23 protein-coding genes are annotated in these 24,080 nt (G+C 64.9%); 10 read left to right on the top strand and 13 right to left on the bottom strand.

From position 1 onward, the window contains the following. Positions 1-71 precede the first annotated feature (71 nt). Entirely contained in the window at positions 72-971 is a 900-nt protein-coding gene (locus AC56KW_RS09080; protein WP_497170404.1) for a LysR family transcriptional regulator, read from the top strand. Further along, positions 972-1,583, top strand: a complete 612-nt coding sequence (locus AC56KW_RS09075; protein WP_497170403.1) for a M15 family metallopeptidase — start codon at positions 972-974, stop codon at positions 1,581-1,583. It abuts the gene before it with no gap. A gap of 3 nt (positions 1,584-1,586) precedes the next feature. On the opposite strand, the gene AC56KW_RS09070 is transcribed toward AC56KW_RS09075, so the two are convergent. The 3 genes from AC56KW_RS09070 to AC56KW_RS09060 all read right to left on the bottom strand — a co-directional run bounded on the left by AC56KW_RS09070 (position 1,587) and on the right by AC56KW_RS09060 (position 5,626). Then, the gene (locus AC56KW_RS09070; protein ID WP_497170402.1) at positions 1,587-2,720 is read right to left on the bottom strand and encodes a GGDEF domain-containing protein; all 1,134 of its coding nucleotides are present in this window, start codon (positions 2,718-2,720) and stop codon (positions 1,587-1,589) included. Between the two features lie 179 nt (positions 2,721-2,899). Next, a complete protein-coding gene (gene dacB, locus AC56KW_RS09065) occupies positions 2,900-4,378 on the bottom strand; it encodes a D-alanyl-D-alanine carboxypeptidase/D-alanyl-D-alanine endopeptidase (protein ID WP_497170401.1) in 1,479 nt (492 codons plus the stop codon). Between the two features lie 9 nt (positions 4,379-4,387). Continuing rightward, positions 4,388-5,626, bottom strand: a complete 1,239-nt coding sequence (locus AC56KW_RS09060; RefSeq protein ID WP_497170400.1) for a nucleoside recognition domain-containing protein — start codon at positions 5,624-5,626, stop codon at positions 4,388-4,390. A gap of 163 nt (positions 5,627-5,789) precedes the next feature. Between AC56KW_RS09060 and AC56KW_RS09055 the strand changes: the two genes are divergently transcribed. The 3 genes from AC56KW_RS09055 to AC56KW_RS09045 all read left to right on the top strand — a co-directional run bounded on the left by AC56KW_RS09055 (position 5,790) and on the right by AC56KW_RS09045 (position 11,741). After that, positions 5,790-7,535, top strand: coding sequence for an ABC transporter substrate-binding protein (locus tag AC56KW_RS09055; protein WP_497170399.1), 1,746 nt, complete (start codon positions 5,790-5,792; stop codon positions 7,533-7,535). 217 nt (positions 7,536-7,752) lie between these two features. After that, the gene (locus AC56KW_RS09050) at positions 7,753-10,605 is read left to right on the top strand and encodes a TonB-dependent receptor domain-containing protein (protein ID WP_497170398.1); all 2,853 of its coding nucleotides are present in this window, start codon (positions 7,753-7,755) and stop codon (positions 10,603-10,605) included. Between the two features lie 179 nt (positions 10,606-10,784). Beyond that, positions 10,785-11,741, top strand: a complete 957-nt coding sequence (locus tag AC56KW_RS09045) for a S66 peptidase family protein (RefSeq protein WP_497170397.1) — start codon at positions 10,785-10,787, stop codon at positions 11,739-11,741. On the opposite strand, the gene AC56KW_RS09040 is transcribed toward AC56KW_RS09045, so the two are convergent. The 6 genes from AC56KW_RS09040 to AC56KW_RS09015 all read right to left on the bottom strand — a co-directional run bounded on the left by AC56KW_RS09040 (position 11,713) and on the right by AC56KW_RS09015 (position 17,177). Then, on the bottom strand, positions 11,713-12,285 hold the full coding sequence (locus tag AC56KW_RS09040; RefSeq protein WP_497170396.1) for a GNAT family N-acetyltransferase: 573 nt from the start codon (positions 12,283-12,285) through the stop codon (positions 11,713-11,715). The genes AC56KW_RS09045 and AC56KW_RS09040 overlap by 29 nt on opposite strands. Continuing rightward, entirely contained in the window at positions 12,282-13,421 is a 1,140-nt protein-coding gene (locus tag AC56KW_RS09035; RefSeq protein ID WP_497170395.1) for an acyl-CoA dehydrogenase family protein, read from the bottom strand. The genes AC56KW_RS09040 and AC56KW_RS09035 overlap by 4 nt, the downstream gene beginning before the upstream one ends. 34 nt (positions 13,422-13,455) lie before the next feature. Next, positions 13,456-14,124 (bottom strand): SDR family oxidoreductase, encoded by a 669-nt coding sequence (locus AC56KW_RS09030; protein WP_497170394.1) that lies wholly within the window; start codon positions 14,122-14,124, stop codon positions 13,456-13,458. Positions 14,125-14,225: 101 nt separating this feature from the next. After that, the gene (locus tag AC56KW_RS09025; RefSeq protein WP_497170393.1) at positions 14,226-15,425 is read right to left on the bottom strand and encodes an acetyl-CoA C-acyltransferase; all 1,200 of its coding nucleotides are present in this window, start codon (positions 15,423-15,425) and stop codon (positions 14,226-14,228) included. A gap of 20 nt (positions 15,426-15,445) precedes the next feature. After that, complete coding sequence (locus tag AC56KW_RS09020) at positions 15,446-16,630, bottom strand: isovaleryl-CoA dehydrogenase (protein WP_497170392.1); 1,185 nt, start codon at positions 16,628-16,630, stop codon at positions 15,446-15,448. Positions 16,631-16,763: 133 nt separating this feature from the next. Continuing rightward, the gene (locus AC56KW_RS09015) at positions 16,764-17,177 is read right to left on the bottom strand and encodes a MerR family transcriptional regulator (RefSeq protein ID WP_497170391.1); all 414 of its coding nucleotides are present in this window, start codon (positions 17,175-17,177) and stop codon (positions 16,764-16,766) included. Between the two features lie 130 nt (positions 17,178-17,307). On the opposite strand from AC56KW_RS09015, the gene AC56KW_RS09010 reads away from it, so the two are divergent. From AC56KW_RS09010 to AC56KW_RS09000, 3 genes are all read left to right on the top strand, one after another. After that, the gene (locus tag AC56KW_RS09010) at positions 17,308-18,360 is read left to right on the top strand and encodes an MBL fold metallo-hydrolase (protein ID WP_497170390.1); all 1,053 of its coding nucleotides are present in this window, start codon (positions 17,308-17,310) and stop codon (positions 18,358-18,360) included. A 274-nt stretch (positions 18,361-18,634) separates the two neighbouring features. Next, complete coding sequence (locus AC56KW_RS09005; RefSeq protein WP_497170389.1) at positions 18,635-19,057, top strand: hypothetical protein; 423 nt, start codon at positions 18,635-18,637, stop codon at positions 19,055-19,057. Positions 19,058-19,184: 127 nt separating this feature from the next. Further along, positions 19,185-19,358 carry a hypothetical protein gene (locus AC56KW_RS09000; RefSeq protein ID WP_170976722.1) on the top strand — a complete coding sequence of 58 codons (174 nt, stop codon included), beginning with the start codon at positions 19,185-19,187 and terminating at the stop codon, positions 19,356-19,358. A 32-nt stretch (positions 19,359-19,390) separates the two neighbouring features. On the opposite strand, the gene AC56KW_RS08995 is transcribed toward AC56KW_RS09000, so the two are convergent. Both AC56KW_RS08995 and grxD read right to left on the bottom strand, forming a co-directional pair. Continuing rightward, the gene (locus AC56KW_RS08995) at positions 19,391-19,999 is read right to left on the bottom strand and encodes a UbiX family flavin prenyltransferase (protein WP_497170388.1); all 609 of its coding nucleotides are present in this window, start codon (positions 19,997-19,999) and stop codon (positions 19,391-19,393) included. Between the two features lie 4 nt (positions 20,000-20,003). Beyond that, positions 20,004-20,318, bottom strand: coding sequence for a Grx4 family monothiol glutaredoxin (gene grxD / locus AC56KW_RS08990; RefSeq protein ID WP_497170387.1), 315 nt, complete (start codon positions 20,316-20,318; stop codon positions 20,004-20,006). Between the two features lie 173 nt (positions 20,319-20,491). On the opposite strand from grxD, the gene AC56KW_RS08985 reads away from it, so the two are divergent. Further along, entirely contained in the window at positions 20,492-20,821 is a 330-nt protein-coding gene (locus AC56KW_RS08985) for a hypothetical protein (protein WP_497170386.1), read from the top strand. A gap of 33 nt (positions 20,822-20,854) precedes the next feature. Next, positions 20,855-21,142: a hypothetical protein gene (locus tag AC56KW_RS08980; RefSeq protein WP_497170385.1), complete on the top strand. Its 288-nt coding sequence runs from the start codon at positions 20,855-20,857 to the stop codon at positions 21,140-21,142. Here the strand turns inward: AC56KW_RS08980 and AC56KW_RS08975 are convergent. Then, positions 21,123-21,581 carry a GNAT family N-acetyltransferase gene (locus AC56KW_RS08975; RefSeq protein ID WP_497170384.1) on the bottom strand — a complete coding sequence of 153 codons (459 nt, stop codon included), beginning with the start codon at positions 21,579-21,581 and terminating at the stop codon, positions 21,123-21,125. The two genes, AC56KW_RS08980 and AC56KW_RS08975, sit on opposite strands and share 20 nt — an antisense overlap. A gap of 4 nt (positions 21,582-21,585) precedes the next feature. Then, on the bottom strand, positions 21,586-23,940 hold the full coding sequence (locus AC56KW_RS08970) for a Tex family protein (protein ID WP_497170383.1): 2,355 nt from the start codon (positions 23,938-23,940) through the stop codon (positions 21,586-21,588). Between the last annotated feature and the right edge of the window lie 140 nt (positions 23,941-24,080).

Below are 24,080 nucleotides of genomic sequence, written 5' to 3'. Positions count from 1 at the left end.
GGTTTTCGCTGTATCCTTCGCCCATCCGCCCTGTGCGTATGCAGAGCGGGTTCTTACTGAAGGATGAAGCAATGCGTCTGCGTCATATCGAGGTGTTCCACGCCATCATGCAAGTCGGCACCATCAGCGGCGCCGCCCAGGTGCTGCATATCTCCCAGCCGGCGGTGACCAAGGTGCTGCAGCATGCCGAGCTGCAGCTGGGCATGCCGCTGTTCGAGCGCGTGCGCGGCAAGCTGTATCCGAAGCCGGAAGCGCACCGCCTGTTCGCCGAAACCGAGAAACTGAACCGCGACCTGCAGGGCATCCGCCGCCTGGCCGCCAGCCTCAAGGGCCGCGCGGTCGAGACGGTGCGCCTGGTGTCGACGCCGACCATCGCGGTCAGCGTGCTGCCGGTCGGGATGACGGCCTGGCGCCGCGACTTTCCCGACACCCGTTGCGAACTCGCCACACACCACACCAGCGAGATCGTGAACGCGCTGCGCCTGGGCGAGGCCGACCTGGCCCTGTCGCTGCAGGATCCGCGCCATCCCGGCATCGTCGCCGAACCGATCGCGCACGGCCTCCTGACCGTGGTGGCGCCCGCCGGCACCTGGAGCGAGGAAGCGTGCAACAAGCCCATTTCGGCCGAGGAACTGAGCGGCGAATTGATCGGCCTGGCCGACCGCGATCCGCTGGGCGAGATGGTGGTGGCGGCCTGCGAGGCGCAGGGTGTGCAGCCGGTGTTTCGCACCGTGGTGCAGACCTACCAGATCGCGCGCTCGCTGGTGGAGGCCGGCGCCGGCACCGCCATCCTCGACCCCTTCACCGCTGCTTCGGCCGCACCCAACAAGGTGCAGTGCCGCCAGTGGTCGCCGTCGATCCCGGTGCACCTGTACCTGCTCACCGCCAGCCATTCCCCCTTGTCGCACGGGGCGCGCGAGCTGGCCAACTGTATCGGCGCGACCGCGCGCGCCTGTCTCGAAAACAAGTAGATGAACCTGACCCTCGCCAGCGAGGACATCGCCGCCAGCCCGGATTTCCGCCATTTGAGCAGCATCGCCGGCATCCGGGTCGACCTGCGCTATGCCACGCCCAACAACTTCGTCGGGCGCGACCTGTATTCGCCGTACGACTGCGCCTGGCTGCACGTCGAGGCGGCGAAGGCGCTGGAACGCGTGGTCGCCTGGCTGGCGTCGCGCCGTCCCGACCTGACGCCGCTGGTGCTCGACGCCCTGCGGCCGCAGCGCGTGCAGCAGCAGTTATGGGATGCGCTCGAGGGCACCGACCTGCGGCTGTATCTCGCCAATCCGGCGCGCGGCTCGATCCACTCGTATGGCATGGCGCTCGACCTTACGCTGGTCGATGGCGATGGCGCCGAGCTGGATATGGGCACCGGCTTCGACGACATGACGGAACTGTCGCATCCGGCGTTGGAAGAGGGCTTCCTGCTGGCGGGACAGCTCACCGAGCGGCAGATCGCCAACCGCCGCCTGCTGCGCGAAGCGATGCTGCAGGCCGGCTTCCTGGGCATCAATACCGAGTGGTGGCATTTCGATTGCGGCGACCGTGAGCTGGTGCGCGCCACCTATCGCCGCGTCTTGTAGGGTTCAGGCGAGTTCGGTCGACTCCACCCGGTTGCGGCCATTGCGCTTGGCCGCATACAGCTGCTTGTCGGCCGCCAGGATCAGGTCGGGCAAGGTAATCCGCAGATCCTTGCTCGCGAAATCGAAGGTGGCCACGCCGAAGCTGGCGCTGGTCGGCACCGGCTCGGCATCGACCGTAAACCAGCTGGCGGCGAAGGCGTCGCGCAGGCGCCCGGCCAGGGCGGCCGCTCCCGCCAGGCCCGTCTCCGGCACGATCAGCAGGAATTCCTCGCCGCCGTAGCGCACCACCGCATCGACGCCCTGGCGCGTCATCCCCTGCAGCAGGGTAGCGAAGCCCCGGATCACATTGTCGCCCTGATGGTGGCCGAAGTTGTCGTTGATGTGCTTGAAGTGATCGATATCGCACAACACGACCGATACCGCATGGCCGAAGCGCCGCGCCCGCGCCAGTTCGGCGCCGAGCAGGTGATCGTTCAGGTAGTGGCGGTTGTAGCAGCCGGTGAGCTGGTCGCGCTCGGCGAGCCGCTTGAGCTGGGTCTGCAGGCGGAATTCCTCGCGCGCCACCCGGTTGAAACGGCGCGCCGCCAGGATGCCGAAGGTATTGATCATCGCCAGCAGCATGCCCATCGTGAGCAGGTCGGCCATCGGCCGTGGCGGCAGCATGAAGTGCACCAGCGCCAGGAAGATGACCACGCCGCCGCTGGCGATGGCGGTGGCATAGGCCAGCCGGTTCGGGATGTACAGGTAGATCACGACCTGGATCACCACCATCGACAGCGCATGCCAGTGCACCTCGTGCGGACGCGCGAGCGCGACCACCATGAAGCAAAGCAGCGAGAGGAACTCCGCGCTCGATGCGGCCAGCCGTGTGGCTGCTACCTTCAGCGGACGGCGATAGGCCAGCCAGGCGCCGGTGCCGCCGATGAGTGCGACGCCCAGGCGCGCCGGGAGGGTTTCACGGAGCGCGGCGTCCAGCCCCAGCGCTGCGATATCGGTCAGGAAGAATAACTGGAAGAACACGACGCAGAACAGCAGGGTGAAACCCAGCAGCGCACGCGTGCGGGGCAACTGGCTGTTGAGGAATTCGGTCTCGTCCGCGGCGCGCGCGAATTCTCCGCTCAGTGGGTGGAATTTCATGAATGATCAGGACGGCCAATCTTGAAGGTCGGTAACGCGTCCTGCGGAGACGGAAACCGGAAGCGCGGGACACGCTTTCGGCCGCTATTGTGTCAGTTTTTGCTATCGAAAACTAACGAATTATAGCTATTCGTTAGTTACTCGGTTTCAATAGCAATATTCGCCTGTACACTTCCGGTTCATGGCGCGACGGGCGTCGCCACCGGGGCCGCACCCGAACGCGCGACCCAATCGACCAGTGCATCGAGCACCACGCGTCCGCGGCCGTTGCCGCTTTGTTCGCTGTTGATCATCGCCACCAACACGCAGGCAATGCCGTTCGCGTCCGGCACATAGCCGGCCAGCGCCGTGACGTTACGCAAGGTGCCGGTCTTGAGGCGCGCACGGCCGGCGGCAGGGCTGTCCTGCAGGCGGCGGCGCATGGTGCCGTCGACCGCGCCGATCGGGATGCTGGACTGGAATTCCGGCGCCCAGGGGCTGTGCAGGCCGGCCTGCAGCAGCCGGGCCATCTGCTGCGGGCTGATGCGCTCGATGCGCGACAGGCCCGAGCCGTTGTCGATCACGAAGCCGGTGTCGTCGATCTGCTTGTCGCGCAGCCAGCCGCGAATGGCGGCGTCGGCGCGCGCGAAGGTCGAGCCTTGTGCGCTTGGCAGCGCCTGACTGCCCGCGACCGGGTCGGCCTGCAGGCTGCCCAGGCTCAGGAACAGGGTGCGCGCCAGCGCGTTATCGGAAGGCTTGTTGATGTCGCGGACCAGTTCGGGCAGCTGCCGCGATACATGGGCGGCCAGCAGGCGGGCCTCGGGCGGCGTCGCGCCGGCGATGGTGCGGCCGCTCAGGACGCCGCCCCCGTCGCTCCAGGCCTGGCGCAGCAGGCGGCCGACGTAGTCGTCGCGATCCAGGACATTGACGCCATAGCTGCGGTTGCAGTTCCTGGGGAAGGTGCCGCGCAAGACCACCTTGATGCGGCCATCGGCTTCGCGCCGCGTCTCGGGCAACTTCCAGCCGTCTTCCCATTGCGCGCAGTCGGCGTCGACCAGCATCATCTCGGACGTCACCGAGACGCGCTCCAGCTCGGGATGCATGCGCAGCTGCAGGCGTGACGCGCTCGAGCGCATGTCGAGCTGCAGCATGTTCTTGTTGACCAGCAGGGCGTCGGGAATCACGTTGTAATACGCTTCGGGCGATTCGTCGAAGGGCGGCAGGCCGACGTCCGGCCGTGCCGGCTGGAACAACTCGCGGTCAAGCACCAGGTCGCCCTCGATGCGCTCGATGCCGTCGTAGCGCAGCGCGCGCAGCATGTCGGCGATATGCTCGCCGGAGAGGTCGGCATCGGCGCCGCCCTTCAGGTACAGGCTCCCGCGCAAGACGCCATCCTCGACCCGGCCCGTGGTGCGCAGCTCGGTGCGGCCGCGAAAGACCGGCCCCAGGCGTTCCAGTCCGACCAGGGTCGTCACGAGCTTCATGGTCGATGCCGGCTGCATCGGCAGGCCGGACCGGTGTTCGAGTACCGTGGCGTCGCCGCGCAGCACCAGTATCCCGATCTCGTCCTGCGCGATGCCGTTTTGCCGCAGCGCCTGCGCCACCGGCTGCGGCAGCTGGGCATGGGCGAACGCGAAGCTCGTGAAGAGGGCGAGGGCGAGTGCCGTGCGTCGGAACATGCTGGTCCTTTAACCGAAGAAGAGGTAGGCGACGAAGATGGCGCCGATGACGCCGGCCAGGTCGGCCAGCAGGCCGTAGCCGATCGCATAGCGCGTCTTGCGGACGCCGACCGAGCCGAAATACAGGGCGACGATATAGAAAGTGGTGTCGGCGGCGCCCTGCAGGATGCTGGCCAGGCGTCCGACGAAGGAGTCGACGCCATAGGTGGTCATGGCGTCGATCATCATGGCGCGCGAGCCGCTGCCCGACAGGGGCTTCATGAGCGCCGTCGGCAGCGCGCCGACGAAGTCGGTCGGCAGGCCCAGCGCATTAAAGATCCAGGCGAAGCCGCTCACGATCAGGCCCAGGATGCCGGAATTGCGCACCACGCTGATCGCCACCAGCATGCCGACCAGGTAGGGGATGATCTTGAGCGAGGTCTCGATGCCGCCCTTGGCGCCTTCGATGAAGGCGTCGAACACATTGACCTTTTTCAGCAGCGCGCCGGTCATGAAGACGGCGATCACCGAGAACAGGATCAGGTTGGCGGCGACCACCGAAAACAGTTCGATCTGGGATTTGTCCATGAACTGGGTGATCGCCAGCACCAGGGCGCCGATCAGCGCGGTGCCGCCGCCGATCCAGCCGAATACCACCGGGTCGAGCAGGTTGATGCGCTGGCGCAGGCTGACGGCGATGATGCCGGTCATGGTCGAGCAATAGGTGGCGATCAGGGTCGGGATGAAGATGTCGGCCGGGTTGGCCGCGCCCAGGATCGCGCGCTGGGCCATGATGGCCAGCGGGATGATGGTCAGGCCCGAGGTCTGGATCACCAGGAACATGATCTGGGCGTCGCTGGCCTCGTCCTTCCTGGGATTGAGCGACTGCAGGCTTTCCATCGCCTTCAGGCCGAACGGCGTGGCGGCGTTGTCCAGGCCCAGCATATTGGCCGAGAAGTTCATCACCATATGGCCGTTGGCCGGGTGGTCCTTCGGCACGCCGGGGAAGATGCGCGAGAAGAAGGGCGCGATGACGCGCGCGAACGCATTGATCGCGCCGGCTTTTTCGCCCACGTTCATGATCCCGAGCCAGAGCGTCATGACGCCGGCCAGCGGCAGCGCGATGTCCATCACCGCCATCTTGGCCGACGAAAAGGTGCCGTCGATGATGCGCTTGAAGACCTCGGTATCGCCGAGGAAGATCCATTGTCCCAGCGCCGCGATAAAGCCGACCAGGAAGAAGCCCGTCCAGATGTAATTGAGTGCCATGTGATGATTCGCTGCTGGGTAGCGTACGATTGTGCAGTGGACAGTGGCTTAGAGCAAGCTGCATGAATGAAAGTATGCAGCCGCACCATGCGCAAAAGTTATGAGCGTTGCCTCTGCCTGGGCGCCGGCCTATGATACGCAACGCCCAACAGGACCCGCCGTCATGATATTCCGCACCGCAGCCGCCTTCCTATTCATCCTGTCCTGCCTCGGTGCGCAGGCGGCGCTGGCCCAGGCGCAGCCGCCTGCGCAGTCATCCCAGAAAGTGCTGCGCATGTTCCTGTCCACCAGCGAAACCGGGCTCGACCCGGCGGTGGCGTCCGACAACGCCACGCTGTCGCTGCTGGAAAACCTGTTCGATCCGCTGCTGCGCTACGACTACCTGGCGCGGCCGGCGAAGCTGCGCCCGAACACGGCGACCGCGATGCCGGAAGTAAGCGCCGACGGCCTGACGTATACCTTCCGCATCCGTCCCGGCATCTACTTCACGCCCGACCCGGCCTTCAAGGGCGTGAAACGCGAAGTGACCGCCGCCGACTATGTCTACAGCCTTCGGCGCCTGCTCGACCCGTCGCTCCGGTCACCCTGGTCCTATATGTTCGAGGGCAAGCGGGCCGAGGCGGTAGACCGCTACACCCTGCGCATCCGCCTGGCCGCGCCCGACAACAACTTCCTGTTCTATCTGGCGACACCGGCCACCGGCGTGGTGGCGCGCGAGGTGATCGCGGCTTATCCGGGCCAGGCCGGCAACCATCCGGTCGGTACGGGGCCTTTCATGATCGGCGAATGGAAGCGCAGCGACCGCATCGTCCTGCTGGCCAATCCCTATTCGACGGCGGTATTTTATGGCACGCCGGGCGATGACCCGGAAGACCGCGCGATCGCCACGGCCCTGGACGGCAAGCGCCTGCCTCGCGTGGACCGGGTCGAAGTGAAGATTGCCGAGGAATTCCAGGGGCGCATGCTGGGCTTCCTGAACGGCGAGTACGATTACCTGGAACAGATTCCCGAATCGATGACCGAGATGGTGGTGCGCGATGGCCAGTTGAAGCCCGAGCTGGCGGCGCGCGGCATCGTGCTGTCGCGCTTTCCCGTCCTGCAGACCTATTACATGTGGATGAACATGAACGACCCGGTGGTCGGCGGCTACAGCAAGGACAGGGTGGCGCTGCGGCGCGCGATCGCGCTGTCGTATGACAGCGCCGAGGACATCGCGCTGCTCAAGAAGGGTTTCGCGATCAAGGCCGAATCGCCGCTGCCGCCGAATGTGCTCGGCTACGATCCGCACTACCGCAGCCCCGTGCCCCATGATCCGGCGCTGGCCAATGCGCTGCTGGACCGCCATGGCTACGACAAGCGTGATCCCGACGGGTTTCGCCGTGCCCCGGGCGGCAAGCCGCTCACGCTCACCATGCACAGCGAAGCCACCGTCGGCGGCCGCCTGCGCGACGAGCTGTGGCGCAAATGCCTGAACGCGATCGGCCTGCGCGTCGTGTTCAAATCGGACAAGAAGACCGAGATCATCAAGGCCTCGCGCCTGGGCACGGTGCAGATGTTCGAGAGTAACTGGATCGCCGATTTCCCCGACGGAGACAATTTTTACCAGCTGCTGTACGGCCCCAACGCAGGCCGCGCCAACTACGCCCGCTTCAACCTGCCGGAATACAACGTGCGCTACGAAAGGGCGCGTGTGCTCAGCGATGGTGCGGAGCGCAACAAGCTGTACTTCGAGATGAACCAGCTCCTGCACGCCTATAACCCATGGGTCCCATTGACCCATGTTCTCTCCGGCGACCTGCGTCATCCGTGGTTGAAAAACTACAAACGACATCCGGTCGAATTCACGACCTGGCGTTACCTCGATGTCGATGTTGCGCAAAGGGCACGTTCGCCTAGAGCGAAGCGATAGATTTCGTTAGTTTTTCCTAAATAAAATATTCCTGCTGGTTATACTTCCCTCTGGATAATTCATTGGCACCTACGAAATTTCTGGGCGTACTCTGAATTCAGAACATAAGGTAATGCTAAGAGCGAACTAGCCATTACGAACAGAGCAGGCCAGCGCGGGCACCCGCAGTGCACCAATCTGGCCCAAGACCGCCACGGGTAACATTAGGAGAAACACGGTGAAATTAAAGAAACTGGCACGGTTGATCGCATTGATGGGCGTCGCCGCCCCGCTCCTGGCGCAGGCGCAGGCGCAAGGCGACGCGTCGATGCAGCGGGTGGAAATCACCGGCTCGAGCATCAAGCGCATCGCCAAGGAGGGTGCGCTGCCGGTCGAGATCATTTCGCGCAAACAGCTCGAAGACCAGGGCATCGTGACGGCCGAGCAACTCATCGCCACCCTCAACGTCAACGGCAACGGCTCCGACAACCTGGCCTCGAACGCGGACGTGACGTCCGGCGCCCAGCGCGGCAACAACGGCGCCTCGAGCGCCAACCTGCGCGGCCAGGGCGCCGATTCGACGCTGGTCCTGCTCAATGGCCGCCGCGTCGCGACCCACGGCATGAAGGGTTCCGCGGTCGACCTGAATTCGATCCCGATGGCGGCGGTCGAGCGCGTCGAAGTGCTGAAGGACGGCGCATCGGCCGTCTACGGCACCGACGCGATCGGCGGCGTGATCAACTTCATCCTGCGCAAGAACTATAACGGCCTGGAAGCCCAGGCCTTCACCGACGTGACCGAAGCGGGCGGCGGCGAGATCGGCCGCGCCACCCTGACCGGCGGCTGGGGCGACCTCGATACCCAGGGCTGGAACGTCCTGGTGACCGCCGCCCACAGCGAGAACAAGGCGCTGCGCGGCGACCAGCGCGATTTCGTGAACACCTTCCAGCCGAACCGCGGCGTGTCGGTCGATACGCGCGGCACGCCGAGCGCCAACGTATTCGCCACCACCCTGGCGCCGACCTTGCTGTCGCGCACCGGCACCGGCCCGACCATCCCGGGCGGCGGCACCGTCGCCTATAACGGCATCAGCCTGCTCGACCTGCCGGGTGGGCCGGGATGCGACAGCATCGACGGCATGGGCGCCTACGACGAGAAGCTGTGGGATTCGCCCGGCTCGGCCTATGGCTGCGCCTGGGACACCGGGCGCGCCGCCGTGCTGCAGCAGCCGGTCAAGAACACCAACGCGCTGGCGCGCGCCACCTTCCGCTTGGGCGAGCATGAATTCTTTGCCGAAGGCGTGGGTTCGCGCGTCGAAGTGGCCAAGCGCTTCTCGCCGAACCAGGTGTCGCCATCCGCCTCGACCTTCGGCCCGACCTCGTTCTATCCAAGCACCGGCGCGGCCTACAACGACGTCTACAATGCACTGGTCAAGGTCTTCCCGGGCATCTCGGCCAACTACGGCCTGCCGATCGCCTACCGCTGGCGCTGCATGGAGTGCGGCAACCGCGAGATCGAGACCGAGACCAAGGCCGGCCGCGTGCTGCTCGGCGCCGATGGTCCCCTCAACCTGTTCGGCAAGCGCTACGACTACCGCGTCGGCCTGTCGCGCGCCTTCAGCGAATCGGATTCGACGCTGGGCACCGGCTACAACTACACCCAGGCTTTGGCCAATGTGCTTGGCTCGGGCATCGTGAATCCCTTCCTGCTGCCGGGCCAGACCCAGAGCCAGGAAGCGATCGACGCGATCCGCGCCACCTCGGCCGCTGGTGTGGTGATGTATGGCGGGAAGGTCACCATGACTCAGTTCGACGCCGCGGTCTCGGGCGAGCTGTTCAACCTGCCGGCCGGGCCGGTCATGGCTGCAGTCGGCACCGACCTGCGTCGCGAAGAATACAAGTTCAACGGCGACCGCCGCGCCGCCAATGAACGGCCGGCGATCCTGAACGCGCCGTTCGACGACGTCAATGCGCTCGACAAGGTCAAGCGCGACATCAAGGCGGTCTACGCCGAAGTACTGGTGCCGGTAACCCAGGCGCTGGAATTGACCTTCGCCATCCGCCGCGACGACTACACGGGCTTTGGGGCAACGACCAATCCGAAGGTGTCGTTCCGCTACCAGCCGATTCCATCGCTGATGTTCCGCGGATCGTACAACGAGGGCTTCCGCGCGCCGTCGTTCAACCAGCTGTTCAATGGCCTGACCGAGTCGCCATACGCCGGCAAGGACCTGGCCGACCCCGCCACCTGCCCGACTGGCCGCGTCGACAGCACGATCGCCGGCTGCCAGGCCGTCAACCCGGTCACCATTACCGGCGGCAAGGATACGCTGGGACCGGAAACGGCCAAGCAGGCCAGCCTGGGCGTGGTGTTCGAGCCGACCAATTATTTCTCGGCCAACGCCGACCTGTGGGAGATCCGCAAGGAAAACACGATCGACTCATTCAACGTGGCGACCATGGTGGAGAACTACAACCTGTTCCAGGAGCAGTTCATCCGCGACCAGGCCGGCAACCTGGTGGTGATCGACCAGCGCTGGCTCAATGCCGGTGAACGCATCACCCGCGGCGTGGAAGTCGGCGCTCGCCTGAACGGCAAGTTCAGCACCGGTTCGATCTGGAGCATCGGCATCGATGGTTCGCGCCTGCTCGAGAAGAAGTCGCGCGCTACCCGGAACGCCGAGTTCGGCGAGAGCGAAGTGGGCCGCTTCCTGTTCACCGGCGACCTGGGCCTGAAGTGGAAGCACAGCGCCTACGCCACCTACAAGTACGGCAACTGGAGCGGCATGCTGCAGAACATCTATCGCTCGGGCTATGACGACCAGGTGCTGCCGGGCGTGGCCAGCGGCCGCATCGTGCCGACGAACTACGAGCGCAAGGTCGATGACTACTCGATCTTCAACCTGTCGGTGAACTACACGGGCTTCCAGAACCTGACCCTCACTGCGGGCGTCAAGAACCTGCTGGACGAAGATCCGCCATTCGCGATCACCTACGACAGCAACACCGGTGCCGGCAGCAGCTGGGAGCCGCGCGTCGCCGATCCGCGTGGCCGCTCGTTTACCTTGTTGGCCAACTACAAGTTCTTCTGATTGCTCTACACTGATGGCCCGTGCTGCGGAGGTGGTCGACCTCCCGGCGCGGGCCGTTTTTCTTTTGGAGCTACGCCTCACGCATGAAGATCAGCCGTCGCAGCTTTGGCGCACTCGCCGCCGCCCTGTCCCTTGCCTTGCCCAGCGTTGCCGCAGCGCGTACGCCTTCTCCACGTCCCATGAAAAAGCTCATCAAACCGCCCCGCCTCAAGCGCGGCGACGTCGTCGGCCTGATCGCGCCCGGCGGCTATACCACCGACCGCGCCATCGAGAAGGCGGTGCGCAATATCGAAGCATTGGGCTTCCGGGTCAAGACCGGCACCTATCTGCGCGAGGTATTCGGCAACTATGCCGGATCACGCGAGCAGCGCCTGGCCGACCTGCATGCGATGTTCGCCGACCCCGAAGTCAAGGCGATCTGGCCGATCCGCGGCGGCTCGGGCTGCATCTCGCTGCTCGCCGGCCTGGATTACGCGCTCATACGCCGCAATCCGAAGGTCTTGATCGGCTATTCGGATATCACGGCGCTGCACCTCGCCATCTACAAACAGACCGGCCTGGTGACCTTCCACGGCCCGGTGGCGTCGTCGACGATGACGCCGTATTCGACCGGACACATGATGGCGGTGCTGACCGACCCGCAGGCGAATTACACGATCCCGATGTCATCCGAGAATGCGCAGCGTGCCGCGAGCGAACCGCATTTCGGCGTCCACACCTTTACCCACGGCGTGGCCACCGGCCCGCTCATGGGCGGCAACCTGTCGCTGGTGGCGGCGCTGGCCGGCACGCCGTACGCGGCCGACATCAAGGACAGCATCCTGTTCCTGGAAGAGGTGAACGAAGCCCCGTACCGGATCGACCGCTGGATGACCCAGCTCGACCTGGCGGGCGGCTTCAGGAACGCGGCGGCGCTGGTGGTCGGCATCTGCGAGAACTGCGGGCCGGAGCACGAAGACATCTCGCTGAGCCTGGCGCGCACCCTCGGCCTGCACCTGCACCCGCTGACCATTCCAGCGGTGTCGGGCTATTCGATTGGTCATATCCGCAACCAGTTCACGCTGCCGATGGGCATCCAGGCGCGGATCGATACCCATGCGCAGACGATCACCCTGCTGGAGGCGGCGGTGTCCTGACCCGCCGGCTCATCATGACCGAACCGTGCGATTCGCCATCGATGCGGTACAGGTCGGGCACTTCGCCGGTGACGACGAAGCCGGCGTGCTGGTACAGGCGGCGCGCGGCGCGGTTCGCCGACAGCACGTCGAGGTCGACCCATTCGAGCGGCGGCGTGGCGGCAGCCCAGGCCAGCGCCGTCTCGACCAGTTGCCGGCCCAGTCCAAGGCGCCGGTAGTCGCGGTGCACACCCATGCCCAGCAGTGCCCGGTGACTGGAAGCCGGATCGGGCTGCGCGCGCAGGTCGACGTGGCCGGCGATCGCGCCCAGCGTATCGAGCGCGATCCACATACGACGCCAGCCCGGCTGGCCGAACGGCACCGACAAGCTGGCCGCGAAGGCCGCCGCCTTCTCGGGCGGCACGCGCGACTTTTTGCGCGACAACGGCTGGAACAGCGGCATGCCGTCGCGGCCGTTTTCTTGCAGCTGGTCGTCGAGATACTGGAACAGCTGCGCCAGCCGCTCGGGCGCCAGCGGCACGATCCGCAGCAGCGGCAGGCTCACAGCGCGCGCGCGATCAGGATTTTTTGAATGTCGCTGGTGCCTTCGTAGATCTGGCACACGCGCACGTCGCGATAGATGCGCTCGACCGGGAAGTCGGCCACGTAGCCGTAGCCGCCGAACACCTGCATCGCGCTCGACACCACGTTCTCGGCCATCTCGGAGGCGAACAGCTTGGCCATCGCCGCCTCTTTCAGGCAAGGCAGGCCAGCGTCCTTCATCGCGGCGGCGTGCAGGATCAGCTGGCGCGCGGCCTCGATCTTCATCGCCATCTCGGCCAGCCGGAACTGCACCGCCTGGTGCTCGAAGATCGGTTTGCCGAAGCTCTCGCGTTCCTTCGCATAGGCGAGCGCCGCCTCATAGGCCGCGCGCGCCATGCCGACCGATTGCGAGGCGATGCCGATGCGGCCGCCCTCCAGCCCCGACAAGGCGATCTTGTAGCCCATGCCTTCCTCGCCGATCAGGTTCTCCGCCGGGATGCGGCAGTTGTCGAACACGATCTGCGCCGTGTCCGACGAGTGCTGGCCCATCTTGTGTTCGATGCCGGCCACGATGTAGCCGGGCGTATCGACCGGCACCCAGAACGCGCTGATGCCTTTCTTGCCGGCGGCCTTGTCGGTGACGGCCATGACGATGGCCACGTCGCCATGCTTGCCGCTGGTGATGAACTGCTTGGTGCCGTTGATGACGTAATGGTCGCCATCGCCGCCTTTGTCACGTACTGCCGTGGTGCGCAGCGCCGCCGCATCGCTGCCGGTATGCGGTTCGGTCAGGGCGAAGGCGCCCAGCAGCTCGCCCTGCGCCAGCGGTCGCAGCCAGCGCTGTTTCTGCTCCTCGTTGGCGTACATCATGGCGATGCTGCACACGGGGCAGTTGTTGACCGAGATGATGGTCGAGGTGCCGCCGTCGCCGGCCGCGATCTCCTCGAGCACCAGCGCCAGCGACACATAGTCCAGGCCCGCGCCGCCATACTGCTCGGGCACCGCCACGCCGAAGGCGCCGAGGGCCGCCAGCTCCTTCAGCTCTTCCTTCGGAAAATGGTGCTCGCGGTCCCAGCGCGCGGCGTTGGGGGCCAGGCGCTCCTGCGCAAAGCTGCGCAGGGCGTCGCGGATCATCTGGTGTTCTTCGCTCAGGATCATGGTGTCTCGTGTATTTTTAGGTGTTGGTGACGGCCTACCAGGCGATGGGCGCGCCGTCGTGGTTCAGGAAGCTGCCGTTGGCGCTGGCATCCACCCTGGCCAGCGTGGCGCGCATATCGCGCACGCTATGCTCGGGCGTCAGGCTGGCGCCGGAGCCGCCCATATCGGTCTGGACCCAGCCCGGATGGAAGGCGATGCAGGTCAGGCCCTGTGCGCCGTAGGTGATGGAGGCGTCCTTCAGCACCGAGTTGAGCGCGGCCTTGCTGGCGCGGTATAGCGTGCCCTGGGTATCGGACCGTTCGCCGATCGAGCCCATGCGCGAGGACAGCACGGCCAGCTTGCCGCGGGTGTCGGCCAGCAGCGGACCGATGATGGGGATCAGGCGCATCGCGGCCAGCACGTTGGTGTGCATGACGGCGTCGAATTCGGGGCCGGTCGGGAAGCTGCCGTGGTCCGGGCCGTAGACGCCCGCCACCAGCCAGGCGCTGTCGATCTTTTCATCGTCCAGGCGCCAGCCCAGCGCAGCGATCGATTCGGCGCTCGTGACGTCCAGCTGGTGCGCTACCGCGCCCATGTGGACCAGCGCGTCGCAGTCTTCCTGCTTGCGCGCGGTGGCGATGACGCGCCAGCCGTCCGCGCGGTATTGGCGGACCATTTCGTGCCCGATGCCGCGCGAGGCGCCGATGATCAACACGGTAGGCATGATGAACTCCTTGTGAACGGTTGAGGGACGTGAGTCGTCAATGTTCGCATGGTTTGTTCATCACGGTTCGTTCATCACCGAGGCGCGCTGGTCGAACGGGATTACACCAGCTCGACCGCCATGGCCGTCGCTTCGCCGCCGCCGATGCACAGCGAGGCCACGCCGCGCTTGCCGCCGGTGCGCTTGAGCGCGCCGAGCAGGGTGACGATGATGCGCGCGCCCGAGGCGCCGATCGGATGACCCAGGGCGCAGGCGCCGCCATGGATATTGACCTTGCTGTGCGGGATGTCGAGGTCGCGCATGGCGGCCATCGGCACCGCGGCGAAGGCTTCGTTGATCTCGAACAGGTCGACGTCGCCGGCCGTCCAGCCGGTTTTCTTGAACAGCTTTTGCATCGCGCCGATCGGGGCGGTGGTGAACAGGTTCGGCTCCTGGGCGAATGTTGCATGGCCCAGCACGCGCGCGATGGGCGTAAGGCCCAGCTCCCTGGCCTTCGATTCGCGCATCATCACCAAGGCTGCGGCGCCGTCGTTGATCGACGACGACGAAGCGGCGGTGACGGTGCCGTCCTTTTTGAAGGCCGGCTTGAGCGACGGGATCTTGTCGACCTTGGCCTTGAGCGGGCCTTCGTCCTTGTCGATCACGGTGTCGCCGGCGCGGCTGGTGACGGTGACCGGTGCGATCTCCCAGTCGAAGCCGCCGTCAATGCTGGCGGCCTGCGCGCGCTTGACCGAAGCGATCGCGAACGCATCCTGTTCCTCGCGGGTGAACTGATAAGTGGCCACGCACTCTTCGGCGAAGGTGCCCATCGAGCGGCCTTCGCCGGTCTTTTCGTTGCGCGAGTAGGCGTCCTCCAGGCCGTCGAGCATCATGTGGTCGAACATCGGCGCGTGGCCGATGCGGTAGCCGCCGCGTGCCTTCGGGATCAGGTAGGGCGCGCCCGTCATCGATTCCATGCCGCCGGCGACCACGATGTCGGCGCTGCCGGCCACCAGCTGGTCGTGGGCGAAGATGGCGCTCTGCATCGCCGAGCCGCACATCTTGGACAGGGTCACGGCGCCGGTCGACATCGGCAGGCCGGCCTTGATCAGCGCCTGGCGCGCCGGGGCCTGGCCCTGGCCGGCCATCAGGCAGTTGCCGAAGTAGACATGCTCGACCGACTCGGGGGCGACGCCGGCGCGCTCGACGGCGGCCTTGATGGCCACCGCACCGAGGTCGCTCGCGGTCTTGGAAGAGAAATCGCCCTGGAAGGCGCCCATCGGGGTGCGCGCTGCGCCGACGATGACGACTGGATCATTCATGGTGTAGGTCTCCGAATAAATTACATGGTTTCGCCGAACAGCTCGCGGCCGATCAGCATGCGGCGGATCTCGCTGGTGCCGGCGCCGATCTCATACAGCTTGGCGTCGCGCCACAGGCGGCCGACCGGGTATTCATTGATGTAGCCGTTGCCGCCCAGGGTCTGGATCGCTTCGCCCGCCATCCAGGTCGCCTTTTCGGCGCTGTACAGGATGGCGCCGGCGGCGTCCTTGCGCAGGGCGCGTACCTGTTCTGGCATCGTTGCGCGATCGCAGGCCTGGCCGACGGCGTACACATAGGCGCGGCAAGCCATCATGGTCGAATACATGTCGGCGATCTTGCCCTGCATCAGTTGGAATTCACCGATAGCCTGGCCGAATTGCTTGCGGTCGTGGATATAGGGCACGACCACGTCCATGCAGGCCGACATGATGCCCAGCGGACCGCCGGACAGCACGGTGCGCTCGAAGTCCAGGCCCGACATCAACACGTTGACGCCGCGGCCGACGCCGCCCAGCACGTTTTCCACCGGTACTTCGCAGTCCTGGAACACCAGTTCGCCGGTGTGCGAGCCGCGCATGCCCAGCTTGTCCAGCTTTTGCGCGACCGAGAAGCCCTTGAAGCCTTTTTCGATCAGGAAGGCGGTCATGCCGCGCGGGCCGGCTTCGAGGTCGGTCTTGGCGTACACCACCAGGGTGTCGGCGTCGGGACCGTTGGTGATCCACATCTTGCTGCCGTTCAGGACGTAGCGGTCACCCTTGAGGTCGGCGCGCAGCTTCATGCTGACCACGTCGGAGCCGGCGTTCGGCTCGGACATCGCCAGCGCACCGACGTGCTCGCCCGAGATCAGCTTGGGCAGGTACTTGCGCTTCTGCTCTTCATTACCGTTACGCTTGATCTGGTTGACGCACAGGTTCGAGTGGGCGCCATACGACAGGCCGACCGAGGCCGACGCGCGCGAGATTTCTTCCATGGCGACGATATGCGCCAGGTAGCCCATGTTTGCGCCGCCGTATTCCTCGCTGACGGTGATGCCCAGCAAGCCCAGCTCGCCCATCTTCTTCCACAAGTCCATCGGGAACTGGTCGCTGTGGTCGATCTCGGCGGCGCGCGGCGCGATTTCGCTCGCCGCGAACTGTTGGACTGCTTCGCGCAGCGCGGCGATATCTTCGCCATGGTCAAAGGTCAAGCCAGGAAGGTGCAGCATGTCGTCCTCACGGTGAGCGGTAGTTGGGCAGAATGGGGCAGCCAATGAAGGAATATCATACTCGTCTGTTACGTTAACGTAAACGTCAACCAGCTGCCGAAAAAAAAGGCGGAATCGCGGTTCGCGCCTAGGTTCAGGCCGCGGCCGTGTTCTTGCCGCTAGTCGCGTCCTCGCGCAGCAGGTGGCGGCATTCTTCTTCATGGGACGAGATCTCTTCCAGTGCCATGTCGATGTCGGCGCGCTGTTGTTCAAGCGTCAAACGCTGCTGAGCCAGTACGCCAAGGAAACGGTTGATCTGGGCCACGGTGTCCTTTGGCGATTCGTACATGTCGACGATGCTCTTAATCTCGGACAAGGTCAGGCCGAGCCGCTTGCCGCGCAAGGTCAGTTTCAAGCGGGTGCGGTCGCGCGGGGTGTAGACGCGGTTGCGTCCGCCCACACCCTCGCGCATGGGACTGATCAGCCCCTGGTCTTCATAAAAACGGATCGCCCTTGCGGTGATGTCGAATTCGCGCGCCAGTTCGGCGATGGTATAGGTATTGGGCATGGGTTCTAAGGCAATTGGGAAACGTTCGCGGGAATCGCTTAGAATCGAAAACGAATCTTAATTGCCGTTTACGTTAACTGTCTCGCCACATTGTAGCGCGGTCCTTGGACCTGTAAAACGAAAGATTGCCATGAATGCCCTCGAAGCCCAGCTGGATTATCCGTTTGGCGACACCATCCCCGCTCCCGGCGCCGTGCACGACGTCCTGCCCGGCCTGCGCTGGGTACGTATGCCGCTGCCGTTTGCGCTGGATCATGTCAATGTGTGGCTGCTGGAAGACGAACTCGAGGAGGAGCGGGGCTGGACCCTGGTCGACACCGGCGCCGGCACCGACGCCACCCGCGCCGCCTGGGAGCAACTATTGGCGAGCGGCCTGGACGGCCGGTCGCTGGTGCGGGTGATCGCTACCCACTGCCACCCCGACCACGTCGGCCTGTCGGGCTGGTTGTGCGCGCGCTTCGGTGCGCCGTTCTGGACCACCACCGGCGAGTTCGGCTTCATGCGCATGATGGCGGCGGCGCTGCCCGGCGTGGACGGGCCGTCGGCGATTCCCCATTTCGAGCGCCACGGCCTGGCGGACGCGGCGATGCTGGACCAGATGCGCGGCCGCCGCAACTACTACCCATCGCTGGTGCCGTCGGTCCCGCAATCCTATACCCGGCTGCAGGATGGCCAAGTGGTCGGGATCGGCGGCCACGCCTGGCGCGTGATCACCGGCTTCGGCCATTCGCCGGAACACGCCTCGCTGTACTGCGCGGCGCTGAACGTGCTGCTGTCGGGCGATATGGTGTTGCCGCGCATCTCGACCAATGTCTCGGTGTTCGCGGTCGAGCCGGAGGGCAATCCGCTTCAGCTCTACCTCGATTCACTGTCCAGATTTGCTGACCTGCCCGACGACGCGCTGGTGCTGCCGGCGCATGGCAGGCCTTTCCGTGGCTTGCACACCCGTATCGCCCAGTTGCGCGACCACCATGCCGCACGCCTGGCCGAAGTGATCGGGGCCTGCGCCACGCCACAATCGGCGATGGATATCGTGCCGACCATGTTCAGGCGGCCGCTGGATTCCCACCAGCTCAGCTTTGCGTTGGGCGAGGCCCTTGCTCACTTGCACAAGCTCTGGTACGACGGTGCATTACGACGGGTAAACGCGCACGACGGCGTGATTCGATTTCAACAAATCTAACATTCGATTTGTAACCATCGGATACAATTTTTTTGGAACGCGCATTCCGGTTATCTCGTCTAAGTAATGCTGCGTATTATTATTCATTTCAAATAATAGAAAATTTCGTGAGAATCATACTTTGCTGTATTGCTGTTGGGTATTAGTTGCATTGGGCGTAAAAACTCTTAAAAAACCACATCATTGTTACATTTTGGTTGTATGATTTGGACCTTTGGCCTCTCTCCTAAAGGAGAGCAGGCCGCCCGTCCGGTCTCAACGAACCCAGTATCACATGAACTCTACGAATGAACGGGAGAGCTTCAGCGAGCGTCTGCAGCAGGCTTTGAAGAACGCGCACTACTCGCCCGACAGCCCCACCCGCCTTGCCCGAGAATTTAATATCCGCTTCGAAGGCCGTCCGATCACGGTCCATGCCGCCCGTAAATGGCTGGTAGGCGAAGCCATCCCCACGCAAGAAAAACTGCGCATGATCGCGCAATGGCTCGGCGTGCCGGCCGACTGGCTGCGCTTCGGCGGCGCCGAGCAGGCCGCCACCACCGACGCCGCCAATGGCGGCGCCCGCTTCGAGTCGGCCGACGTCAAGCTGATCGCCGACCTGCAACGCCTGGATGAGCACCACCGCCAGCTGGCGCGCGAGTTCATCCGCATGCTGGTGCGCATGAATCATCAAAAGGCCGACGCCAAGCAAGCTTGAAGCTTGAAGTTTCCGTACCTCACTTTTTGCATGCGGAACGGCACAAACGCCCTTGTCTGGTTCATAATCTGACCAGGTGGCGGGGATTCCCGGCACCTCACCAGGTTTACCCAGGAGCAGCTGACGCATGCGAAACAACTACGCCAATACCGCCCAGCTCAAGGATTTGATGACGGCGCCGCCAATGACGGCAGCGCGTCATGCCGAGGTCATGCGAGAGCGCAATGCCCGGCGACGAATGCTTGAAGAGGCGCGCGAGTTGAAGAAGTCCGAAGACAAGCAGTACGACGACAAGCGTTAAGCACAGCGCAGGCAGGACGCCGGCGCCGCGCTTCACACGTCTTGTTCGCCCTTCATGCCGCCCCAGCGGGCGGCCTGGGCATTCTCTATCCCTAATAAATCCACCACACGGTCCACCGTGTGCTCGACCATGTCGGCGATCGTCGCCGGCCGGTGATAAAAGCTCGGCAGGGGAGGGAAGACGATGCCGCCCATCTCGGTCACGGCCGTCATATTGCGCAAGTGCGCCAGGTTGAACGGCGTTTCGCGCACCATCAACACCAGGCGCCGGCGTTCCTTGAGGATTACGTCGGCCGCGCGCGTCACGAGGTTGTCGGAAAAACCATGGGCTACCGCCGCCAGCGTCTTCATCGAGCAGGGGGCGATCACCATGCCGTCGACCTGGTACGAGCCGCTGGCGATCGAGGCGCCGATGTCGCGGTTGCGATGGACGACGTGGGCCAGTGCCTCGACGTCGCGTCGCTGCAGGCCGAGCTCCTGGTGCAGGGTGAGGGAGGCGGCGTCTGAAACGACCAGGTGGGTCTCGACGCCAGGGGTGGCGTGCAGCCGCCGCAGCAGCTGCACGCCATAGGTCGCGCCGGTCGCGCCGGTGATGGCGACAATGATTCGCCGGTCGCCACCGCAGCGCGGGCGATCAGACATATGGTCAGTCTTTTTTGAACAGGGTCTGCAGCTCGCCGGAATCGTACATCTCGTTCATGATATCGGTGCCGCCGATGAACTCGCCGTTTACGTACAGTTGCGGAACGGTTGGCCAGTTCGAGAAGTCCTTGATGCCCTGGCGCACTTCCGGGTCGTCCAGCACGTTGACGGTGGCAACGTTGTCAACGCCGCAGGCTTTCAGGATCTGGATGGCGCGGCCCGAGAAGCCGCACTGCGGGAACTGGGCGGTGCCCTTCATGAACAGCACGACCGGGGTATTGGTCACGGTTTCTTTGATCCAGGTTTGCACGTCGCTCATTTGTTTTGCCTTTGAAGAAAAGGAATAAGTAGATGGCGACATTCTATAAGAATTCGACGTGGCCGACACAGTCGGCCACGTCGCCCCGCGCAGGCGGGGGCGCAGTTCGCCATCGCTGCCGACCGTCGCGGTCTACTGTATCATCGACCAGTTCAAGATTAACAAGAAAGACGATGAAGACGTTTGCTACCTTGCCGCCCGTCGCCATGTGGGTGTTCGCGGCCCTGCTGGGACTGCCTGCGCTGTACGACCTCGGGAACGCGGTTGTCCAGGGCCGGCTCCTTGGCATCTTCCTAGCGGTCGGCCCGCTGATGATGGCGCTGTTCCTGGCCTGGTGCGCGCTGCAGCGCAAGGCCGGCCGCCTGGCGTTGCTGGAATCGCCGCGCGTCACGCTCGCTGGCTACATCTGCTTCGGCGCCTTCGTCGGCAGCTTCGTGGTCAAGATCCTGACCCAGGGCTCGACTTTGACGCTGGCTGGGTATGCAGCCGGCATTGCGGTATGATCCCCGGGTTTGCCACCTGATATCGGAGTAAAGATGCAGCCACCTCGCCCGCGCGTACCATCGCCGAACATGAACTTCGTGATCGCTGCCCTGCTGGGCATTCCCGGCCTGCTGAACATCTATGGCGGCATCACCCGCTCCAGCCCGGGCGACCTCCTGTCCGGCCTGGCGGCCCTGGTGTACGCCGTGCTGCTGGTGCGCGACGCCCTGCATATCAAGAAGACCGGCCTGCCGGCGATCGCGCAGGCGAAGATGCTGCTGATCGGCTTCGGCTGCCTGTCGGTCTACCTGATCGGCATGTTCATGAAACACAGCGGATAAGCTGCCTGCCCATGCAGATCGACACGGCGCGGCCGGCATAGCGTCCGTAGGGCGGCACTTCCACGTAGCCGTGCCGTTCATAGAAATCGACCGCGCGCAGGTTCACTCGCCGGGTCGACAGCCATAGCTGGCGGTAGCCGCAGGCAGCGGCATGCCGTTCCAGCGCCGCCAGGATATGCGCGCCGGCGCCGCTGCCGGGACGCGCATACATGCGCTTGATTTCACCTACCGCTCCCTCGAGCGGGCGCAGGGCGCCGCAGCCCACCGCGGCCCCTCGCCGGTCATGGGCCATCATGAAGACCGCGCCAGGTCCGCGGCAATCCTGCGGATCGAACGACGAGGCCCCGTTGTCGCCGGTGATCGCCGCCAGCGCCGTATCCAGTGCAGCGATCAAACGCCGCGCGTCGTGGCTGTCCGGATCGGCGCTGGCAACCCGCATCTGCTTATTTTCCGCGCAGCTTGGCGAAGGCATCGGCCATCGCGTTATTGGACGGCGGCGCCGAACGCTCCTGGCGCTGATGCTGGGTCACGCGCTTGGCATCGGTACGGTCGCCGCGCTGTTCCGGTCGCGAACCAGGCTGCGGCGCGCTGTCCGTCAAGCGCATGGTGAGCGCGATGCGCTTGCGCTTGGGGTCCACTTCCAGCACCTTGACCTTGACTACCTGGCCGGCCTTGACCACCGTGTGCGGGTCCTTCACGAAGGTGTTCGACAGCGCCGAGATGTGGACCAGCCCATCCTGGTGGACGCCGATGTCCACAAAAGCGCCAAAGGCCGCGACGTTCGTCACCACGCCCTCCAGGATCATGTCCGGACGCAGGTCGGAGATCTCTTCCACACCCTCCTTGAAGGTGGCCGTCGTGAATTCCGGACGCGGGTCGCGGCCCGGCTTTTCGAGCTCTTTCAGGATGTCGCTCACGGTCGGCACGCCGAATTTCTCGTCCGCGTACTTCGACGGCGATAGGCCTTTGAGCAAAGTGCTGTCGCCGATCACGGTCTTCATGTCGCGCTTGACGTCCGCCAGGATTTTCTCGACCACCGGATACGATTCCGGGTGCACCGCCGATGCGTCCAGCGGATTGGCGCCGTTCACGATGCGCAGGAAACCGGCTGCCTGCTCGAAGGTCTTGTCGCCCAGACGCGGCACTTTTTTCAGCGCCGCGCGCGAGGCAAAAGCGCCGTTGGCGTCGCGGTAGGCTACGATGCCCTGGGCCACGGTGTTCGACAGGCCCGAGACGCGCGCCAGCAGCGGCGCCGAAGCGGTATTGACGTCCACCCCCACCGCATTGACGCAATCCTCGACCACGGCGTCGAGCGAGCGCGCAAGCTGGGTCTGCGACACGTCGTGCTGGTACTGGCCGACGCCGATCGATTTCGGATCGATCTTGACCAGTTCGGCCAGCGGATCCTGCAAGCGGCGCGCGATCGAGACGGCGCCGCGCAGCGAGACGTCCATGTCGGGCAGCTCGCGCGAGGCGAATTCTGACGCCGAATAAACCGAGGCGCCGGCTTCCGACACCACGATCTTGGTCAGCTTGAGCTCGGGCTGAAGCTTGATCAGGTCTTGCGCCAGCTTGTCGGTTTCGCGCGAGCCGGTGCCGTTGCCGATCGAGATCAGCGACACCTGGTGCTTGGCCGCCAGCTGGCCCAGCGTGTGCAGCGCGCCGTGCCAGTCGTTGCGCGGCTGGTGTGGATACACGGTGGCGGTATCGACCACCTTGCCGGTGGCGTCGACCACCGCCACCTTGACGCCCGTGCGCAGGCCGGGATCGAGGCCCATGGTGGCGCGCTGGCCGGCCGGCGCCGCCAGCAGCAGGGCCTTCAGGTTGCGCGCGAAGACGCCGATCGCGTCCTGCTCGGCCTTGTCGCGCAATGCGCCCATCAACTCGGTATCGAGGTGCATGAAGCTCTTGACGCGCCAGGTCCAGCGCGCGGTGTCCTGCAGCCATTTGTCGGCCGGGCGGCCCTGGGCCTTGATGCCGAAGCGCGCCGCGATGCGGCCTTCGCACGGATTCAGCGGCGCATCCCACTTCGGCTTTTCGGGTTCGGAATCCAGACGCAAGCTCACGTCCAGCACGCCCTCGCGGCGGCCCCGCAGCAGGGCCAGCGCGCGGTGCGACGGCACGGCGGCAAGTGGCTCGCTGTAATCAAAATAATCGGCGAACTTCTCGCCCTCGTCTTCCTTGCCGGCGACGACCTTCGATTCCACCACACCGTGGTCCTGCACGTACTCGCGCAGCGATTGCAGCAGTTCGGCGTCTTCGGCGAAGCGCTCCATCAGGATCTGGCGCGCGCCGTCCAGGGCGGCCTTGGTGTCCGCCACGCCGGGATTGGCGCCGCCATCGGCGTTCGTGAACGCCTCGCGCAGGTAGCTGCTTGCGACTTCTTCCGGGTTGAGGGTCGGGTCGGCCAGCAGGGTATCGGCCAGCGGCGCCAGACCCGCCTCGATCGCGATCTGGGCCTTGGTGCGGCGCTTCTGCTTGTACGGCAGGTACAGGTCTTCGAGGCGGGTTTTATCTTCGGCCAGGGCGATCGCCTGCATCAGCTCCGGCGTCATCTTGTTCTGTTCCGTGATCGAGGCATTGATCGCGGCGCGGCGCTCTTCGAGTTCGCGCAGGTAGCGCAGGCGCTCTTCGAGCAGGCGCAACTGGATGTCGTCGAGACCGCCCGTGGCTTCCTTGCGGTAGCGGGCGATGAAGGGCACGGTGGCGCCTTCGTCGAGCAGGGCGATGGCGGCGGCCACCTGGGCCGGCCGGGCGGCGAGTTCTTGGGCGAGGCGTTGTTCGATGGAGGGCAGCATGGATCGTGGATCGTTGTATCGAAGGTCGAGCGGCCAATGATACGCGCTCATCGACGATGCGCCAGTCTTGACAGCGTGTCGCGGACATGAGAGAACAACCGGTTGACGAGAAAGCGTGCGCATTGCGCGCCGATGAGATT

Source organism: Telluria sp. RT2P19 (genome assembly GCF_059685725.1).
The sequence above is the reverse complement of the archived record's forward strand: the minus strand, read 5'-3'. Positions and strand labels throughout refer to the sequence as shown.

Coding starts and splice junctions, on each gene's coding strand:
- AC56KW_RS09030 (WP_497170394.1), bottom strand. CDS start 14,124: ATGCCTACCGTGTTGATCATCGGCGCCTCGCGCGGCATCGGGCACGAA.
- AC56KW_RS09080 (WP_497170404.1), top strand. CDS start 72: ATGCGTCTGCGTCATATCGAGGTGTTCCACGCCATCATGCAAGTCGGC.
- AC56KW_RS09070 (WP_497170402.1), bottom strand. CDS start 2,720: ATGAAATTCCACCCACTGAGCGGAGAATTCGCGCGCGCCGCGGACGAG.
- AC56KW_RS08980 (WP_497170385.1), top strand. CDS start 20,855: ATGCAGCCACCTCGCCCGCGCGTACCATCGCCGAACATGAACTTCGTG.
- AC56KW_RS09060 (WP_497170400.1), bottom strand. CDS start 5,626: ATGGCACTCAATTACATCTGGACGGGCTTCTTCCTGGTCGGCTTTATC.
- AC56KW_RS09020 (WP_497170392.1), bottom strand. CDS start 16,630: ATGCTGCACCTTCCTGGCTTGACCTTTGACCATGGCGAAGATATCGCC.
- AC56KW_RS09000 (WP_170976722.1), top strand. CDS start 19,185: ATGCGAAACAACTACGCCAATACCGCCCAGCTCAAGGATTTGATGACG.
- AC56KW_RS08975 (WP_497170384.1), bottom strand. CDS start 21,581: ATGCGGGTTGCCAGCGCCGATCCGGACAGCCACGACGCGCGGCGTTTG.
- AC56KW_RS09045 (WP_497170397.1), top strand. CDS start 10,785: ATGAAAAAGCTCATCAAACCGCCCCGCCTCAAGCGCGGCGACGTCGTC.
- AC56KW_RS09035 (WP_497170395.1), bottom strand. CDS start 13,421: ATGATCCTGAGCGAAGAACACCAGATGATCCGCGACGCCCTGCGCAGC.
- AC56KW_RS09010 (WP_497170390.1), top strand. CDS start 17,308: ATGAATGCCCTCGAAGCCCAGCTGGATTATCCGTTTGGCGACACCATC.
- AC56KW_RS09075 (WP_497170403.1), top strand. CDS start 972: ATGAACCTGACCCTCGCCAGCGAGGACATCGCCGCCAGCCCGGATTTC.
- dacB (WP_497170401.1), bottom strand. CDS start 4,378: ATGTTCCGACGCACGGCACTCGCCCTCGCCCTCTTCACGAGCTTCGCG.
- AC56KW_RS09015 (WP_497170391.1), bottom strand. CDS start 17,177: ATGCCCAATACCTATACCATCGCCGAACTGGCGCGCGAATTCGACATC.
- AC56KW_RS08970 (WP_497170383.1), bottom strand. CDS start 23,940: ATGCTGCCCTCCATCGAACAACGCCTCGCCCAAGAACTCGCCGCCCGG.
- grxD (WP_497170387.1), bottom strand. CDS start 20,318: ATGAGCGACGTGCAAACCTGGATCAAAGAAACCGTGACCAATACCCCG.
- AC56KW_RS09025 (WP_497170393.1), bottom strand. CDS start 15,425: ATGAATGATCCAGTCGTCATCGTCGGCGCAGCGCGCACCCCGATGGGC.
- AC56KW_RS09055 (WP_497170399.1), top strand. CDS start 5,790: ATGATATTCCGCACCGCAGCCGCCTTCCTATTCATCCTGTCCTGCCTC.
- AC56KW_RS08995 (WP_497170388.1), bottom strand. CDS start 19,999: ATGTCTGATCGCCCGCGCTGCGGTGGCGACCGGCGAATCATTGTCGCC.
- AC56KW_RS09005 (WP_497170389.1), top strand. CDS start 18,635: ATGAACTCTACGAATGAACGGGAGAGCTTCAGCGAGCGTCTGCAGCAG.
- AC56KW_RS08985 (WP_497170386.1), top strand. CDS start 20,492: ATGAAGACGTTTGCTACCTTGCCGCCCGTCGCCATGTGGGTGTTCGCG.